Raw genomic sequence first — 15028 nt, forward strand, 5'->3', positions numbered from 1 at the left:
GTATCCTGCTAAAAGCGGAATGTAAAAATGGATGCCAACGCGAAAAACGACTTCCGCTTTTAACCAAGGCCTCAATCGGGAACGAGCATGAAACTGGAACAGCAATATCAGGCGCTGCACCAGGCCTACGCCGGCCGGCAGCCCGCCCAGCCGGGGCTGGCCGAGCTGTGCGCGCTGTGGAGCTGCAGCGAGCGCAACGCCCGGCTGCAACTGGCCAAGATGCGCGCCCGCGGCTGGCTGGACTGGGAGCCCGGACGGGGGCGCGGCCATAAATCGCGGCTCAACCTGCTCTGCCCGCCGGAGCAGCCGGAGTGGCAACGCCTGCAGAACTTGCTGCGCGACGGCAAGCTGGAACAGGCCTTCGCCCAATTGCCGCCGCAGCGGCGCGAGCAGCTGCTGAGCGCGCTGCCGCAATACCTGGGCAGCGCCGCCCAGGGCCGCTGTCTGCGCATTCCGATACCGCATGCGCCGCTGAGCCTGGATCCGGTCACTGTCAGCGGCCGGCTGGAATCCCACCTGGTGCGGCAGATATTCGACCGCCTGTGCCGCTTCGACCGCGCGCTGCAAAGCCTGCAAGGCGGCCTGGCCCACCACTGGGAGAGCGACGCCGAGGCTCGACGCTGGCGCTTCTGGCTGCGCCCCGGCCTGCAGTTCCACGACGGCTCGCCCTTGCAGGCCGACGCCGCGGCCGCCAGCCTGCTGCGCCTGCGCGAGGCCGACAATCCCTATCAGCGGCAATACCGCCACCTGAGCGCGGTCGAGGTCCACGACGCGCTGTCCTTCAGCTGCCGCCTGGACGACGGCGATTTCCTGTGGCCGCAGCGGCTGGCCACCGCCAACAGCTCCATCGTCCCGCTGCGGCGCGGCGCCGATTTCGCCCGGCTGCCGGTGGGCAGCGGACCGTTCCGGACGCTGCGTCACAGCGAACAGCGGCTGAGCCTGGCCGCCTTCGCCGCCCATTACCGTGAGCGGGCGCTGCTGGACGAGATCGAACTGTGGTTCATTCCCTCCGGCGACGACGGCCAGGACTTCCATCTGCGCCTGGACTACGCCAGCGACGACGCCAACGGCACGCTGCAATCGGCCTGCACCTATCTGCTGCTGAATCCGGCGCTGCCGGAGAGCGAGCGCGCGCCGCTGATGCGCTGGCTGGCGGAGCCCGCGCTGGTTCAGGCCCACGACGCCTTGCAGACGCCGGCGGCGGGCCTGCTGCCGGGCTGGCGCCATCCCTTGCCGCAAGCCGAGCGTCGACCCCGGCTCGACCACGCCCGCCTGCGCCTGTTCCATTACGACCTGCCCAGTTTCCCGCCGCTGGCCGCCGCCATCCGTCAGCGGCTGGCCGGCCTGTCCATCGAACTGGAAATCCACGCCCTCAGCCGACGCGATTTCTTTCACGATCAGAACTGGTGGCGGCAAGCCGATCTGATGCTGTGCAGCGAGGTGCTGCACGACGACCGCGACTACAGCTGCCACGAATGGCTGGGCACCCGGCAACCGTTGCAGCGCGGACTGGACGCGGCGACGCAGGCGCGGCTGAACGCGCAGTTGCGGGACATCCAGCGCCAAGCGGACACCCGGCGGCGCATGGCCGGATACGCCGCCATCGGCGACTGGCTGTGCGCGGAAGGCTGGGTGCTGCCGCTGTCGCATGAGCGCCAGGGCCATCAGGCCAGCCCGCAACTGGCCGGCCTGCAAATGAGCGAAAACGGCTGGACCGATTTCGCCGGCCTGTGGCTGCGGCCTGTCCCATCGGACTGGCCGGCGTGAATCGCGCCGAATTCCTCCCTCGCGGGGGCTTGAGAATCGGCGCGGCGTCCCTATATCGACAACAGGGCACGTTATACACCTAAACCATTGATCAAAAAGGAGAGTAAGATGAACATCCTGCCTTCCCGCGGCAATGTTAGCCTGTTTGACGAACTGTTCCGCGACTTCACCCCCGGCTTCTTCATCAAACCGCTGCACGGCGATCCGCTGCCCAGCCAGATCAAGATCGACGTCAAGGAATCCGAAACCCAGTTCACCGTTCACGCGGAGATCCCCGGCGTCGGCAAAGAGGATATCCACGTGGAAGTGGACGGCCCGCTGGTCACCATCAAGGCGGAAGTGCGCCAGACGGACAGCGAGCGCAAGGACGAACGCCTACTGCGCAGCGAGCGTTTTTACGGCGCGGTGTCGCGCAGCTTCCAGCTGCCGGCGGAGATCGAACGCAACGCGGCCAGCGCCAAGTACGAAAACGGCGTGCTCAGCCTGACGCTGCCGAAGAAACAGGGCGGCCAGGGCGGACAGCGGCTGCGCGTAGAGTAAGTCTCGCCGGCCATGAAAAAAGCCCCGGTTTCCGCCGGGGCTTTGTGTTGAGCGCGAAGCGGCTCAAGCTTCCAAGATCTTGGACACGATCTCGTACACGTCCTTGGACAGCTGCTGTCCGGCCAGGCGCTGCAATTGCTCGCGCATCAGCGCCTGACGCGCCGGCTCCAGCTTCTTCAGCCGGCGGAAGGCGTTGACGATGCGGCTGGCCACTTGTGGATTGATCGCGTCCAGCGCCAGCACCTGGTCGGCGAGGAAGCGGTAGCCGCTGCCGTTGGCGGCGTGGAACAAGGCCATATTGGCGCCGAAGGTGCCGATCAGCGCGCGCGCCTTGTTGGGGTTCTTCAAGGTGAAGGCCGGATGCTGCATCGCCGCCTGCACATGCTCCAGCGTGCCCGGCAGCTGGCTGCTGGCCACCAGCATGAAGAACTTGTCCATCACCAGCGCGTCGCCCTGCCAGCGGGCGGCGAAGGCGGTGAAGCAATCGTCGCGCTCGGCGCCGTCGCGATCGCGCAAGGCCAGCATCGCGCCCATCTGGTCGGTCATATTGTCCGCCTCCCGGCACTGCTTGGCGGCGGCCTCCGCCGGCCAGGCGTCGTCCAGGCGGTTCAGCATCGCCAGCGCGCGGTTTTTCAGGTCGCGCTTGCCGGCGTCCTGCGGCTTGTAATCGCGGGTCTGGCTCAATTCGTACGCCTCGCGCCATTCGCCGCGCAGCGCCTGCGCCAGTTCGTCCAGCACGAAGTCGCGCACCAGATGGATGTTCGCCGGATCGGCCGTCTCCACCATCTCCAGGATTTCCGCCTCGGACGGCAGGGCCAGCATCAGGGCCTTGAACGCCGGATCGGCGACATGGTCCTTGAGCACCGCGCGGAAGGCGGCGACGAAGGTCTCCGGCAGCTTCAGCTCGCCGCCTGCGGCCAGCGTCGCCAACAACTGCTTGAACAGGCGCTCGGCCAAGGTCTGGCCGGCTTCCCAGCGGCTGAAGCTGTCGCTGTCGTTGGCCATCAGGAAGGCCAGCTGGTCGTCGCGCCAATCGAAATCCAGCTTCACCGGCGCGGAGAAGCCGCGCAACAGCGAAGGCACCGGTTCGGCCGGCACGCCGACGAAGGTGAAGCTCTGCTCCGCCGCCTTGACGTCCAGCACCCGGGTGCCGCCCTGCGCCTCGGCCTCGCCCTCCAGCTGCAGCGGCAGGTCGGCGCCGTCGGCGCCCACCAGGCCCAGCGCCAGCGGGATGTGGAAGGGTTGTTTCCCTTCCTGGCCCGGCGTGGCCGGGCAGGACTGGCGCACGTTCAGCGTATAGCTCCGCGCCACGCTGTCGTAACGGCCGCCGACGCTGAGCACCGGGGTGCCGGCCTGGCTGTACCACAGGCCGAACTGGCCCAGGTCCACGTCGTTGGCGTCGGCCATCGCCGCGCGGAAGTCGTCGCAGGTCACCGCCTGGCCGTCGTGGCGTTTGAAATACAGGTCCATGCCCTTGCGGAAGCCGGCCTCGCCCAGCAAGGTGTGATACATGCGCACCACTTCCGCGCCTTTTTCATACACCGTCATGGTGTAGAAGTTGTTCATCTCGATATAGCTGTCCGGGCGGATAGGGTGCGAGGTGGGGCCCGCGTCCTCCGGGAACTGGTGAGCGCGCAGGCCCTTGACGTCCTCGATGCGCTTGACCGCGCGGCTGCTCATGTCGGCGCCGAACTCCTGGTCGCGGAACACGGTCAGGCCTTCTTTCAGCGACAGCTGGAACCAGTCGCGGCAGGTAACGCGGTTGCCGGTCCAGTTGTGGAAGTATTCGTGGCCGATCACCCGCTCCACGCCCTGGAAGTCGGCGTCGGTGGCGGTGTCCTTGCGCGCCAGCACGTACTTGGTGTTGAAGACGTTGAGGCCCTTGTTCTCCATCGCCCCCATATTGAAGTCGCCGACGGCGACAATCATATAGATGTCCAGGTCGTATTCCAGGCCGAAGCGCTGCTCGTCCCACTTCATCGAGTGCTTCAAGGACTCCATCGCGTGCTGGGTCTTGTCCTGATCGGCCGGCTCGGTCCAGATCTCCAGCGCCACTTCGCGGCCGCGCATGGTGACGAACTTGTCCTTCAGCGCCGTCAGCTTGCCCGCCACCAGCGCGAACAGATAGGACGGCTTCTTGTACGGGTCCACCCACTTCACCCAGTGGCGCTTCTTGTCCACCATGCCCTCGCCCACCTTGTTGCCGTTGGAGAGCAGCACCGGGAATTTGTGCTTGTCGGCCATGATGGTGGTGGTGAACTTGGCCATCACGTCGGGACGGTCCAGGTAATAGGTGATCTTGCGGAAGCCTTCCGGCTCGCACTGGGTGAACAGATTGCCGTTGGACGCGTACAAGCCCATCAGGCTGGTGTTGGCAGCCGGGTCGATCTCGGTCTCCACCTCCAGGATGAAGCTGTCCGGCACGCCGCGCACGGTCAGTTGCTCGTTGGCCAGCGCGTAGCCGCCCTCGCCCAGGCGTTCGCCGTCCAGCGTCACCGCCACCAGCGCGGCGCTGCCGTCCAGCACCAGATCGTCCCGGCGCGCGGCCTTGTCGTTGCGGGTCACCACCAGGCGCGCGTGCACGCGGGTGGCGTCGTCTTCGATGTCGAAGCTCAGATCGACCCGGTCGATCAGAAAAGCGGGGGCTGCGTAATCGTTGCGATACTTGACTTGCGGCTGTTGAGCCATGTCTACGTCTCCTTCGATGCCGGCTGCGCCGGTCTTGGCTGGAGGGGGGCGGCGCCGGAACGCGGCGCCGTCCCGATGAATGTTAGCGGCGCAGCCAGCGGGCGCCGCCGTCCTGCAACAGCAGGCGGCAGGCGTCGGCCGGCGCGGCTTGCAGCTCCACTTGCGCGCTGATCAGTTCGTCGCGGCGGAACCAGTGCAATTTCAGCTTTTCGCCCGGCTGGTAACGCGCCAGCGCCTTGTCCAGGTCCACGGCCTTGAGCTTGTCCACGGCCACGATCACGTCGCCGCCGGACAGGCCGGCTCGCTGCGCCGCGCCGCCGTCGTAGACGTTGATCACGCGCACGCCCTGGGCCTCGGCCACCGCCTTGACGCCCAGGCTGGCCGGAGCCGGCTTGCCGCTCAGCGCCAGGCCGCCGCGATCGCCGGCGTTGGCGGCCGGCTCGAAGCGCAGCTCAACGCCCTGGCCCGCCAGCAGCTCGGCCAGCGGCAAGGGCTCGACGCCGCGCAGCGCGCGCTCGAAGAAGGCCTTGAGGTCCAGGCCGGTGGCGGCCTGCGCCTGGCTTTCCCACTCGTCCTCGGCCAGGCCCTTGCCGTCGTCCAGCCATTTGCGCCACAGCGCGCGCATCACGTCGTCCAGCGACTGACGGCCCTGGCTGTCGCGGCGTATGGTCAGGTCCAGCGCCAGCGCGGCCAGCGCGCCCTTGGTGTAATAGCTGACGATGCTGTTGGGGCTGTTTTCGTCTTGCCGGTAATACTTGGTCCACGCTTCGAAACTGGATTGCTCCAGCGTCTGCTTCAAGCGGCCGGCGCCGCGCTCGACGCCGCTGATGGTTTCCGCCAGCAGGCCCAGATAGCGCTTCTCGTCTATCAGGCCGCAGCGCACCAGGCTCAGGTCGTCGTAATAAGAGGTGATGCCCTCGAAGGCCCACAGCAAACGGGTATAGCCTTCCTGGTTCAGGTCGTAGGGCGTGAACGCCGCCGGCTTCATCCGCTTGACGTTCCAGCTGTGGAAATATTCGTGGCTGATCAGGCCCAGCAGCTTCAAATAACCGTCGCCAATTTCCTCGACGCCCTGCTGCGGCAGATCGTCGCGGTTGGCCACCAGCGCGGTGGAGGCGCGATGCTCCAGGCCGCCGTAAACGTCCTTGCCGACGAAGAGCATGAACACGTAGCGCTCGAACGGCGCCGGCTCTCCGAACAGCTTGATCTGGTATTCGCAGATTTTCTTGGCGTCGCGCGCCAGACGCTTGAGATCGGCGCGGAAGCGGCCGGAGACGACGAATTCGTGCGGCACGCCGCAGGCTTTGAAGCTGACGCGCTCGAAGGCGCCCAGTTCCACCGGGTGGTCGATCAGTTCGTCGTAGGAAGCGGCCTGGTAGCCGCCGAAGCCGGTTTTCTTGTCCGCGCCGCGCGTCGGCAGGCTGGTCGCCACTTTCCAGTCGGCGTAGGCCTTGCCCTCCGGCGGCAGGATGTCCACCGCGCAAGCCTCGTTTTCATAGCCGTCCACCGCCAGGAAAACGCTGGTGCCGTTGTAGAAGCCGCGCTGAGCGTCCAGATAGGCGCCGCGCACCGACAGATCAAACGCATAAACTTTATAGCGCAGAACCAGCGCGCCCTTGACTGGCGCGGCTTGCCAGCTGTTTTTTGTCAGCTGGACCAGCTGAACCGCTTTTCCCGCGGATTCCGCGCGAATCTCCACAATATGCTTGGAGAACTCCCGGATCATGTAACTGCCCGGAATCCAAGCCGGCAACGAGAAAATCTGGCCATTCTTGGCGGGCCGGGAAACGGTCAGGACGACCTCGAAAAGATGCGCCTCCGGGGCGCAGGGACATAGGGTGTAGCGGACGGAAACGGTCATGATCTGCCTGCAATCGTTGCAAAACCTTCTGATTTTAGCACTTGCCGCGGGGAAACGCTGCGTTTTATGACATCTTGATCCAGGTCAAGAAGGCTGGGCCGCCAGACAATACAATCTCGGTCAGTAGCAACAGTATTTGCAAGAACTGTCACGCTCGCTTGAGACATAAATAAAGACAAATGGGAAAGCGACATCCCCCGGCCGTCCAAACTGGCCCGATATGGGTAATTGATTTAGAATGCCGGGTTAACTAAATGGGGAAATTGCGCTGTCGCAATACGGGATGAACTGCTAATACAGACATCAGTACCGCTGCGATCTGGGTCAAGCGCTTGATTTTAATAAAAATCGTTTTCCCTGCGGCTTCGTCTGGATACAGTCACATCAGTACAGATGGGGACAGTATCCCGGACTTCAAGCCGCCGATTAGATATGTCACGTTCTGAGTTAGCAACCTTGGAGAAAACCCTAAATGGAAACGCAATCCACTTATAACTATAAGGTGGTGCGCCAATTTGCCATCATGACCGTCGTGTGGGGCATTGTCGGCATGTTGGTGGGCGTCATCATTGCGGCCCAACTGGTCTGGCCCGAATTGAACTTCGGCCCCTGGTTCCACTTCGGCCGCCTGCGCCCGCTGCACACCAATGCGGTCATCTTCGCCTTCGGCGGCTGCGGCCTGTTCGCCACCTCCTACTACGTGGTGCAGCGTACCTGTAACGTCCGGCTGATCTCCGACAAGCTCGCCGCCTTCACCTTCTGGGGCTGGCAGCTGGTGATCGTGCTGGCCGCCATCACCTTGCCGCTGGGCCTGACCACCAGCAAGGAATACGCCGAACTGGAATGGCCGATCAAACTGCTGATCGCGGTGATCTGGGTTGTTTACGCCATCGTTTTCTTCGGCACCATCGCCATCCGCAAGGTCAAGCACATCTACGTGGCCAACTGGTTCTACGGCGCCTTCATCCTGGCCGTGGCCTTGCTGCACATCGTCAACTCCGCCTTCGTGCCGGTGTCGCTGTGGAAATCCTACTCCGCCTACTCCGGCGCCGTGGACGCCATGGTGCAATGGTGGTACGGCCACAACGCCGTGGGCTTCTTCCTGACCGCCGCCTTCCTGGGCATGATGTACTACTTCATCCCGAAACAGGCCGGCCGTCCGGTTTACTCCTACCGCCTGTCCGTGGTCCACTTCTGGGCGCTGATCTTCACCTATATGTGGGCGGGTCCTCACCACCTGCACTACACCAGCCTGCCCGACTGGACCCAGTCCGTGGGCATGGTGTTCTCCCTGGTGCTGCTGGCTCCGAGCTGGGGCGGCATGATCAACGGCATCATGACCCTGTCGGGCGCCTGGCATAAGCTGCGCACCGACCCGGTGCTGAAGTTCCTGGTGGTGTCGCTGTCCTTCTACGGCATGTCCACCTTCGAAGGCCCGATGATGTCGATCAAGACCGTCAACGCCTTGTCCCACTACACCGACTGGACCATCGGCCACGTGCACTCCGGCGCGCTGGGCTGGGTGGGCTTCATCACCATCGGTTCCATGTACTACCTGATTCCGCGCCTGTTCGGCCGCGAATCCATGATCAGCCTGAAGCTGGTCGAGGCTCACTTCTGGCTCGCCACCGTCGGCGTGGTGCTGTACATCGCCGCGCTGTGGATTTCCGGCGTGACCCAGGGCCTGATGTGGCGCGCGCTGAACCCGGACGGCACCCTGACCTACGCCTTCGTCGAGGCGGTCAAGGCCACCTATCCGTACCACTTCGTGCGTCTGCTCGGCGGCTTCCTGTACCTGCTCGGCATGTTCCTGATGGCCTACAACACCTTCCGCACCGTAACCGCGGGCCGTGCCGTAGACGCCAAGATCCCGGCCATCACCGCCCACGCTCATTGAGGCGCAAGGAAACATCATGGATAAGATACAAAAACTGATCGAAGAACACGTCGGCTATCTGATCGTGTTCACCCTGCTGGTCGTCAGCGTGGCCGGCCTGGTGGAAATCCTGCCGCTGGCCTTCCAGAAATCGACCACTCAGCCGGTGGCGGGCGTCAAGCCCTACACCGCCGTGCAGCTGGCAGGCCGCGACATCTACATCCGCGAAGGCTGCCACACCTGCCACACCCAGATGATCCGTCCGTTCCGCGCCGAAACCGAACGCTACGGCCACTACTCCGTGGCCGGCGAGTCGGTGTACGACCACCCCTTCCTGTGGGGCTCCAAGCGCACCGGTCCTGACCTGGCCCGCGTGGGCGCCCGCTACTCCGACGAATGGCACCGCGTGCACCTGATCAACCCGCGCGACGTGGTTCCCGAGTCCAATATGCCGGCCTTCCCGTGGCTGGCCAAGAATCTGGCCGACGCCGACATCGTGCCGACCAAGATGAAGGCGCTGCGCCTGGTGGGCGTTCCCTATACCGACAAAGACATCGCCGAGGCCAAGGCCCAGGTGGAAGGCAAGTCGGAAATGGACGTGCTGGTCGCTTACCTGCAAGGCCTGGGCCTTGCCTTGAAGAACGTTCGTTAAGCCATGGACTGGGTAACCATCGGACGCTCGCTGTTCACGGTAGTGTGCTTTGCATTCTTCATCGTGGTGCTGGGCATCGCCTACAGCAAGCGCTCCAAGAACCGGTATGAGGACGCGGCCAACCTGCCCTTCCTCGACGACGACAAGGTGCAGGAAGCGGAACAAGACCAAGCTTCCAACGGAGCAAAAAAATGAGTGATTTCGTGAGCGAATTCTGGAACATCTGGATCACCGCGATCGTGCTGGGCGGCCTCGTCTGGCTGACCTATCTGGTGTTTTCGCAATCCAAGATCAAGGTGCAAAAGGGCGAACAGGTTGAGATCACCGGCCACGTGTGGGACGGCGACCTCTCCGAGTACAACCACCCGCTGCCGCGCTGGTGGATGCTGATGTTCTACGTGACCCTGGCCTTCGCCGTGGTCTACCTGATCCTGTACCCGGGCCTCGGCACCTGGAAGGGCGTGTTCGGCTGGACCTCGGTGGACCAGTACAAGAAGGAGCGCGCGCAAGCGGAAGCCAAGTATCAGCCGCTGTACGACCAATTCCTGAAGCAGGACGTCAAGGCCGTGGCCGCCGACCCCAAGGCTCAGGAAATGGGCAAGCGCCTGTTCCAGACCTACTGCGTGCAATGCCACGGTTCCGACGCCCGCGGCGCCAAGGGCTTCCCCAACCTGACCGACAACAAGTGGCTGTGGGGCGGCGACATCAAGACCATCCACACCACCATCTCCGAAGGCCGTCACGGCCAGATGCCGGCCTGGGGCGCGGCGTTCGGCGAGGAAAAGGTCAAGGACGTGGCCAACTACGTGCTCTCCCTGTCCAAGCGCAAGCATGACGCGGAGCGCGCCGCGCGCGGCAAGGAAACCTTCGCCACGGTCTGTATCGCCTGCCACGGTCCGGACGGCAAGGGCAACCCGCAGCTGGGCGCGCCCAACCTGACCGACAACAACTGGCTGTACGGCGGCAGCGAGAAAACCATCATCGAAACCATCACCAACGGCCGCAACAACCAGATGCCGGCCTGGAAAGACTTCCTAGGTGAAGGCAAGGTGCATCTGTTGACCGCTTACGTCTGGGGCTTGTCCAACAACCCCAAAGCGCCGCAATAAACCGGTACCGATCTACTGCCCGCTGATGCGGGCAGTATTCTTTCGCGAAGATGTTATATGATTTTATATAACATCTTCACTCCGACGCAGCCGCGCATTTCGCCAAGTCCATGCCCCGCATGGCCTTGGCCAAATCCGCAGAGAAGGAAACGCCCATGTCCGATTCGCTCAAGGAAATCCCGATCAAGGTAGAACCGCCGCGCCAGGCCGGCCCGCAGCCCGACGCCACCGAGACCGTTTCTCTGTACGAGTCGCATACCAAGATCTATCCGCGCGCCGTCAAAGGCCTGTTCAACAATCTGCGCGTGCTCTTCGTCATCGGCACCCAACTGGTCTTCCTCGGCCTGCCCTGGCTGAGCTGGAACGGACGCCAGGCGCTGCATTTCGATCTGATCGAACGCAAGTTCTACCTGTTCGGCCTCACCATCTGGCCGCAAGACTTCGTCTATCTGGCCGCGCTGCTGATGTGCTGCGCCTTCGCCCTGTTCACCTGGACCACTATCGCCGGCCGGCTGTGGTGCGGTTATTCCTGTCCGCAGACGGTCTACACCGAAATCATGCTGTGGATAGAGCAATGGGTGGAAGGCGACCGCAACAAGCGCATCAAGCTGGACAAGTCGCCGATGAGCTTGCGCAAATTCCGCCTCAAGTTCACCAAGCACGGCTTGATGATTCTGTTTTCACTGTGGACCGGCTTCACCCTGGTGGGCTATTTCACGCCGATCCGCGACCTGGTCGCCGCCGCGCCGCGCTTCGACTACGGGCCCTGGGAAGCGTTCTGGATGTTCTTCTACGCCGGCTTCACCTATCTGCTGGCCAACTTCATGCGCGAGCAGGTGTGCAAATACATGTGCCCGTACGCGCGCTTCCAGAGCGTGATGTTCGACGCCGACACCCTGATCATCTCCTATGACGAGAAACGCGGCGAGCCGCGCGGCGCGCGCAAGAAAGGCAGCGACCCGAAGGAACAGGGCCTGGGCGCCTGCATCAACTGCAGCATCTGCGTGCAAGTCTGTCCGGTGGGCATCGACATCCGCAACGGCCTGCAGTACGAGTGCATAGGCTGCGCCGCCTGCATCGACGCCTGCGACGAGGTGATGGACAAAATGGCCTATCCGCGCGGCCTGATCCGCTACACCACCGAGAACGCGCTGGAAGGCAAATATCCGGAAAAAGCCATCGCCTCCCGGCTCAAGCGCCCGCGCGTGGTGTTGTACACCCTGGTTCTCGCCGTCGTCATCGCCACCGCCATCGGCTCCATGTGGATGCGCAAACCGTTCAAGGTGGACGTGATCCGCGACCGCGCCTCGCTGGTGCGCGAAACCGACGCCGGCTGGCTGGAAAACACCTATATCATTAAAATTATCAATACTACGGAACAGAATCAGCATTTCAGGATCACAGCATCGGGCTTGCCCGGCCTGAAAGTGCAGGCCGACCGCGGCGACATCGCCGTTGCCGCCACCGGCAACACCGACGTCACCGTCCACGTGCAGGCCGATCCGCAGTACGCGACCAAAGGCAGCCATGAAATCCGCTTCCTGATCCAGTCCATCAACCACCCTTCCCTGCAAGTGGAAGAGAAGTCCAGCTTCATCGGAGAGTAATACATGCAGCACACCCACTCCGCTCCGCGCCCCTGGTACCGCGAGCCCTGGCCCTGGATTCTGTTCGGCATTCCGCTGGTGTCCGTCATCGTCGGCGTGATGTTCCTCGCCACGGCGATCCGCACCGACGACGGACTGGTCACCGACGACTATTACAAGAAGGGCAAGGCCATCAATATGGAGCTGCGCCGCGACAAGCAAGCCTCCAATATGGGCTTGAGCGCGCAGCTGATGGTGGGCTCGGACCAGCGCACGCTGCGGCTGATCACCACCAGCAAAGTGGCGCTGCCCGCCGCCATCACCATGCGCATGGTGCATCCGGCCCAGGACGACTTCGACCAGCAGGTGGAAATGCGCCAGGCCGGCCCCAACCTCTACCAGGCCGTGCTGCCGGCGGTGCCGGTCAAGGCCAACCACTGGTATATCCTGCTGGAAGACCAGGCCAAGCAATGGCGGCTGCAAGGCGAATGGAAGCCGGCCGAGGGCCAGACCGTCTCGCTCGGCCACCCCAATCTGGAGCCGGTGGACTGATGATGAAACGACTGCCCCTTTCCCTGCCCGCGCTGGCCTTGAGCCTGGCCTTGAGCGTCGCCCACGCCGGCGGCTTCGTGCCCGCCTACCTCAGCGGCACCATCGCGCCGCAACAGAGCGCCACGCTGTCCCAGGCCAAGGACGTGCTGGTCAAAGTCCGTCTACTGGATCAAAGCCGCCAGGACGCGCCGCCGCAACTGCTGGCCGAACAGATCCTGGAAAAGCCGCGCAGCATTCCGGCCGACTTCTCGCTGTGCTACGACAAGCAGGCGATCAAGCCCGACGGCCGCTACGTGGTGGAAGGCCAGATCTTCGTGAACGGCGAACTGCGCTACAACAGCAGCCGCCAGACCGAGGTGCTGAGCGCCGGCGCCGCCGAACATCCGCAGCTGCGGCTGGACGCCGTCGGCGGCAACTAAACGCCGAAACGCTCCGCCTCCCGGCCCTGCTTCCCGCAGGGCTTTTTCTTTGCCCGCCCCCGCCGCCCCTCCGGCAAGTGTTGCTGTTTTGCCTCAGCGCCGACTCGCCGCGCCCCCAAGCGTCCGGCGCGCGCCCGTTCGCCCGCAAACATGCTTAAACCCTTCACCCAACGGGATTTTCGACAATAGCCCAAATACGAAGCCACGACGCGCCCCTGTCATTTTGCTTACAAATAAATATGCCAAATGAAGACAGTTAGTGACGCATTTACTCTATAAATACCGATTGTATGGCAATAAAGATTAAAAAATTTTCACATACAAACATTTACTAGTTATTATCAAAAATTGCCTACAAAATCCAAGGCAAGTAAAAACTAAAACAACACCCTCACTCGACCTTGCTCGTTCAAGTGGTGTCACTCAAGTCACACAAGGAAATAATCTATGTCGACCACTTCGCATCCCAAAGGGCTCTACCTGCTTTTTGTGACCGAAATGTGGGAGCGCTTCAGCTATTACGGCATGCGCGCCATTTTCGTGCTGTTCATGATCAAGGCCCTGATGTTCGACAAGGCTCACGCCGCCGACATCTACGGCACTTACACCGGCCTGGTCTATTTGACTCCGCTGATCGGCGGCTATATCGCCGACCGCTACTGGGGCAACCGCCGTTCCATTCTGGTGGGCGGCGTGCTCATGGCCATCGGCCAGTTCATGCTGTTCTTCTCCGGCTCGCTGCACGACAGCAATGTGCAAAGCGCCTCCTGGCTGCTGTACGGCGGCCTGGGCATGCTGATCGCCGGCAACGGTCTGTTCAAGCCGAACATTTCCTCGATGGTGGGCCAGCTCTACCCTGAGGGCGACAAGCGCGTCGACTCCGCCTTCACCATCTTCTACATGGGCATCAACGCCGGCTCGCTGATCGCGCCGCTGGTGTGCGGCACCCTGGGCGACACCGGCCATCCGGCCGACTTCAAGTGGGGCTTCATGGCCGCCGGCTTCGGCATGCTGCTGAGCCTGGTCGTGTTCTCGCTGTTCAAGAACAAATACCTGGTGACCCCGGAAGGCAAGCCCATCGGCATGGCGCCCAAGCGTCACCACGACAGCGGCGAGAAAGTGGTGCACGCGCCGCTGACCCGCGTGGAAAAAGAACGCCTGGCGGTGATTCTGATCGTGTCCGCCTTCGTGATCTTCTTCTGGTCCGCCTTTGAGCAGGCCGGCGCCTCGCTGACCTTCTTCGCCGAAGAGCAGACCAATCGCAATCTGCTCGGCTTCACCGTGCCGGCGTCTTACTTCCAGTCGATCAACCCGATCTCGGTGGTGATCTTCGCCCCCATCTTCGCCCTCATCTGGACCAAGCTGGGCCACAACAACCGCGAGCCGAACTCGCCGGTGAAAATGGCGCTGGGCCTGTTCTTCCTGGCGCTGGGCTACCTGGTGATCGCCTTCGGCGTGGAAGGCCTGGAGCCGGGCGTCAAGGTCAGCATGCTGTGGCTGGTCAGCCTCTACGTGCTGCACACCTTCGGCGAGCTGTGCCTGTCCCCGATCGGCCTGTCGCTGGTGGTGAAACTGTCCCCGGCCCGCTTCACCGGCCTGATGATGGGCATCTGGTTCCTGTCCAACGCCGCCGCCAACAAGTTCGCCGGCACGCTGTCGGAACTGTACCCGGACCCGAGCAAGCCGGTGCCGCACTTCCTCGGCTACGCCATCAGCAATCTGCACGACTTCTTCATGCTGTTCGTGGCCATGGCCGGCGTCAGCTCGCTGGTGCTGTTCGCGCTGTCCTACAAGCTGAAGAAAATGATGCACGGCCTGCAATAAGGCCAAGCGTCGCCGGCCGGGCGCCCTGCCCGGCCGCGCAGCAAGCCGGCGAACGCCGGCTTTTTTTGCGCCTTCCCCGGTCAACACAGAGCGGGGAAAAGGCTTTATCATACGGGGCTTCCAGATCCCGGCCCTTACTCGCCGCCGCGCCCGC

Annotated in this window: 12 protein-coding genes; 10 read left to right on the forward strand and 2 right to left on the reverse strand. The window is 63.2% G+C overall.

The features are described 5' to 3' along the window. The first annotated feature begins 87 nt into the window (after positions 1 to 87). Complete coding sequence (locus VK98_RS19445; RefSeq protein WP_048415627.1) at positions 88 to 1767, forward strand: SgrR family transcriptional regulator; 1680 nt, start codon at positions 88 to 90, stop codon at positions 1765 to 1767. A 108-nt stretch (positions 1768 to 1875) separates the two neighbouring features. Beyond that, on the forward strand, positions 1876 to 2307 hold the full coding sequence (locus VK98_RS19450) for an Hsp20/alpha crystallin family protein (RefSeq protein ID WP_048415628.1): 432 nt from the start codon (positions 1876 to 1878) through the stop codon (positions 2305 to 2307). Between the two features lie 63 nt (positions 2308 to 2370). Here the strand turns inward: VK98_RS19450 and pepN are convergent, their stop codons facing one another. Both pepN and VK98_RS19460 read right to left on the reverse strand, forming a co-directional pair. Beyond that, complete coding sequence (pepN, locus tag VK98_RS19455) at positions 2371 to 4995, reverse strand: aminopeptidase N (RefSeq protein ID WP_048415629.1); 2625 nt, start codon at positions 4993 to 4995, stop codon at positions 2371 to 2373. Between the two features lie 82 nt (positions 4996 to 5077). Beyond that, the gene (locus tag VK98_RS19460; protein ID WP_048415630.1) at positions 5078 to 6856 is read right to left on the reverse strand and encodes a M61 family metallopeptidase; all 1779 of its coding nucleotides are present in this window, start codon (positions 6854 to 6856) and stop codon (positions 5078 to 5080) included. 472 nt (positions 6857 to 7328) lie between these two features. On the opposite strand from VK98_RS19460, the gene ccoN reads away from it, so the two are divergent. The 8 genes from ccoN to VK98_RS19500 all read left to right on the forward strand — a co-directional run bounded on the left by ccoN (position 7329) and on the right by VK98_RS19500 (position 14874). After that, on the forward strand, positions 7329 to 8753 hold the full coding sequence (ccoN, locus tag VK98_RS19465) for a cytochrome-c oxidase, cbb3-type subunit I (RefSeq protein ID WP_048415631.1): 1425 nt from the start codon (positions 7329 to 7331) through the stop codon (positions 8751 to 8753). A 16-nt stretch (positions 8754 to 8769) separates the two neighbouring features. After that, positions 8770 to 9384: a cytochrome-c oxidase, cbb3-type subunit II gene (ccoO, locus tag VK98_RS19470; RefSeq protein ID WP_019102681.1), complete on the forward strand. Its 615-nt coding sequence runs from the start codon at positions 8770 to 8772 to the stop codon at positions 9382 to 9384. A gap of 3 nt (positions 9385 to 9387) precedes the next feature. Beyond that, a complete protein-coding gene (locus VK98_RS19475; RefSeq protein WP_019102682.1) occupies positions 9388 to 9579 on the forward strand; it encodes a cbb3-type cytochrome c oxidase subunit 3 in 192 nt (63 codons plus the stop codon). Next, positions 9576 to 10493, forward strand: coding sequence for a cytochrome-c oxidase, cbb3-type subunit III (ccoP, locus tag VK98_RS19480; RefSeq protein WP_048415632.1), 918 nt, complete (start codon positions 9576 to 9578; stop codon positions 10491 to 10493). Before VK98_RS19475 ends, ccoP begins: the two co-directional genes overlap by 4 nt. A gap of 155 nt (positions 10494 to 10648) precedes the next feature. Further along, positions 10649 to 12100: a cytochrome c oxidase accessory protein CcoG gene (ccoG, locus tag VK98_RS19485; RefSeq protein WP_048415633.1), complete on the forward strand. Its 1452-nt coding sequence runs from the start codon at positions 10649 to 10651 to the stop codon at positions 12098 to 12100. A gap of 3 nt (positions 12101 to 12103) precedes the next feature. Next, positions 12104 to 12631, forward strand: coding sequence for a FixH family protein (locus tag VK98_RS19490; protein ID WP_048415634.1), 528 nt, complete (start codon positions 12104 to 12106; stop codon positions 12629 to 12631). A 2-nt stretch (positions 12632 to 12633) separates the two neighbouring features. Next, positions 12634 to 13050 (forward strand): YbaY family lipoprotein, encoded by a 417-nt coding sequence (locus VK98_RS19495; RefSeq protein WP_197083109.1) that lies wholly within the window; start codon positions 12634 to 12636, stop codon positions 13048 to 13050. A gap of 447 nt (positions 13051 to 13497) precedes the next feature. Further along, positions 13498 to 14874, forward strand: coding sequence for a peptide MFS transporter (locus tag VK98_RS19500; RefSeq protein ID WP_048415635.1), 1377 nt, complete (start codon positions 13498 to 13500; stop codon positions 14872 to 14874). The last annotated feature ends 154 nt before the right edge of the window (positions 14875 to 15028 follow it).

It is taken from the genome of Chromobacterium sp. LK11, assembly GCF_001043705.1.
GTDB classification, from domain to species: Bacteria; Pseudomonadota; Gammaproteobacteria; order Burkholderiales; family Chromobacteriaceae; genus Chromobacterium; species Chromobacterium alkanivorans.

Bases quoted from the DNA above. Each gene is read 5' to 3' on its own strand.
- VK98_RS19445 (WP_048415627.1), top strand. From the start codon at position 88: ATGAAACTGGAACAGCAATATCAGGCGCTGCACCAGGCCTACGCCGGC.
- VK98_RS19450 (WP_048415628.1), top strand. From the start codon at position 1,876: ATGAACATCCTGCCTTCCCGCGGCAATGTTAGCCTGTTTGACGAACTG.
- pepN (WP_048415629.1), bottom strand. From the start codon at position 4,995: ATGGCTCAACAGCCGCAAGTCAAGTATCGCAACGATTACGCAGCCCCC.
- VK98_RS19460 (WP_048415630.1), bottom strand. From the start codon at position 6,856: ATGACCGTTTCCGTCCGCTACACCCTATGTCCCTGCGCCCCGGAGGCG.
- ccoN (WP_048415631.1), top strand. From the start codon at position 7,329: ATGGAAACGCAATCCACTTATAACTATAAGGTGGTGCGCCAATTTGCC.
- ccoO (WP_019102681.1), top strand. From the start codon at position 8,770: ATGGATAAGATACAAAAACTGATCGAAGAACACGTCGGCTATCTGATC.
- VK98_RS19475 (WP_019102682.1), top strand. From the start codon at position 9,388: ATGGACTGGGTAACCATCGGACGCTCGCTGTTCACGGTAGTGTGCTTT.
- ccoP (WP_048415632.1), top strand. From the start codon at position 9,576: ATGAGTGATTTCGTGAGCGAATTCTGGAACATCTGGATCACCGCGATC.
- ccoG (WP_048415633.1), top strand. From the start codon at position 10,649: ATGTCCGATTCGCTCAAGGAAATCCCGATCAAGGTAGAACCGCCGCGC.
- VK98_RS19490 (WP_048415634.1), top strand. From the start codon at position 12,104: ATGCAGCACACCCACTCCGCTCCGCGCCCCTGGTACCGCGAGCCCTGG.
- VK98_RS19495 (WP_197083109.1), top strand. From the start codon at position 12,634: ATGAAACGACTGCCCCTTTCCCTGCCCGCGCTGGCCTTGAGCCTGGCC.
- VK98_RS19500 (WP_048415635.1), top strand. From the start codon at position 13,498: ATGTCGACCACTTCGCATCCCAAAGGGCTCTACCTGCTTTTTGTGACC.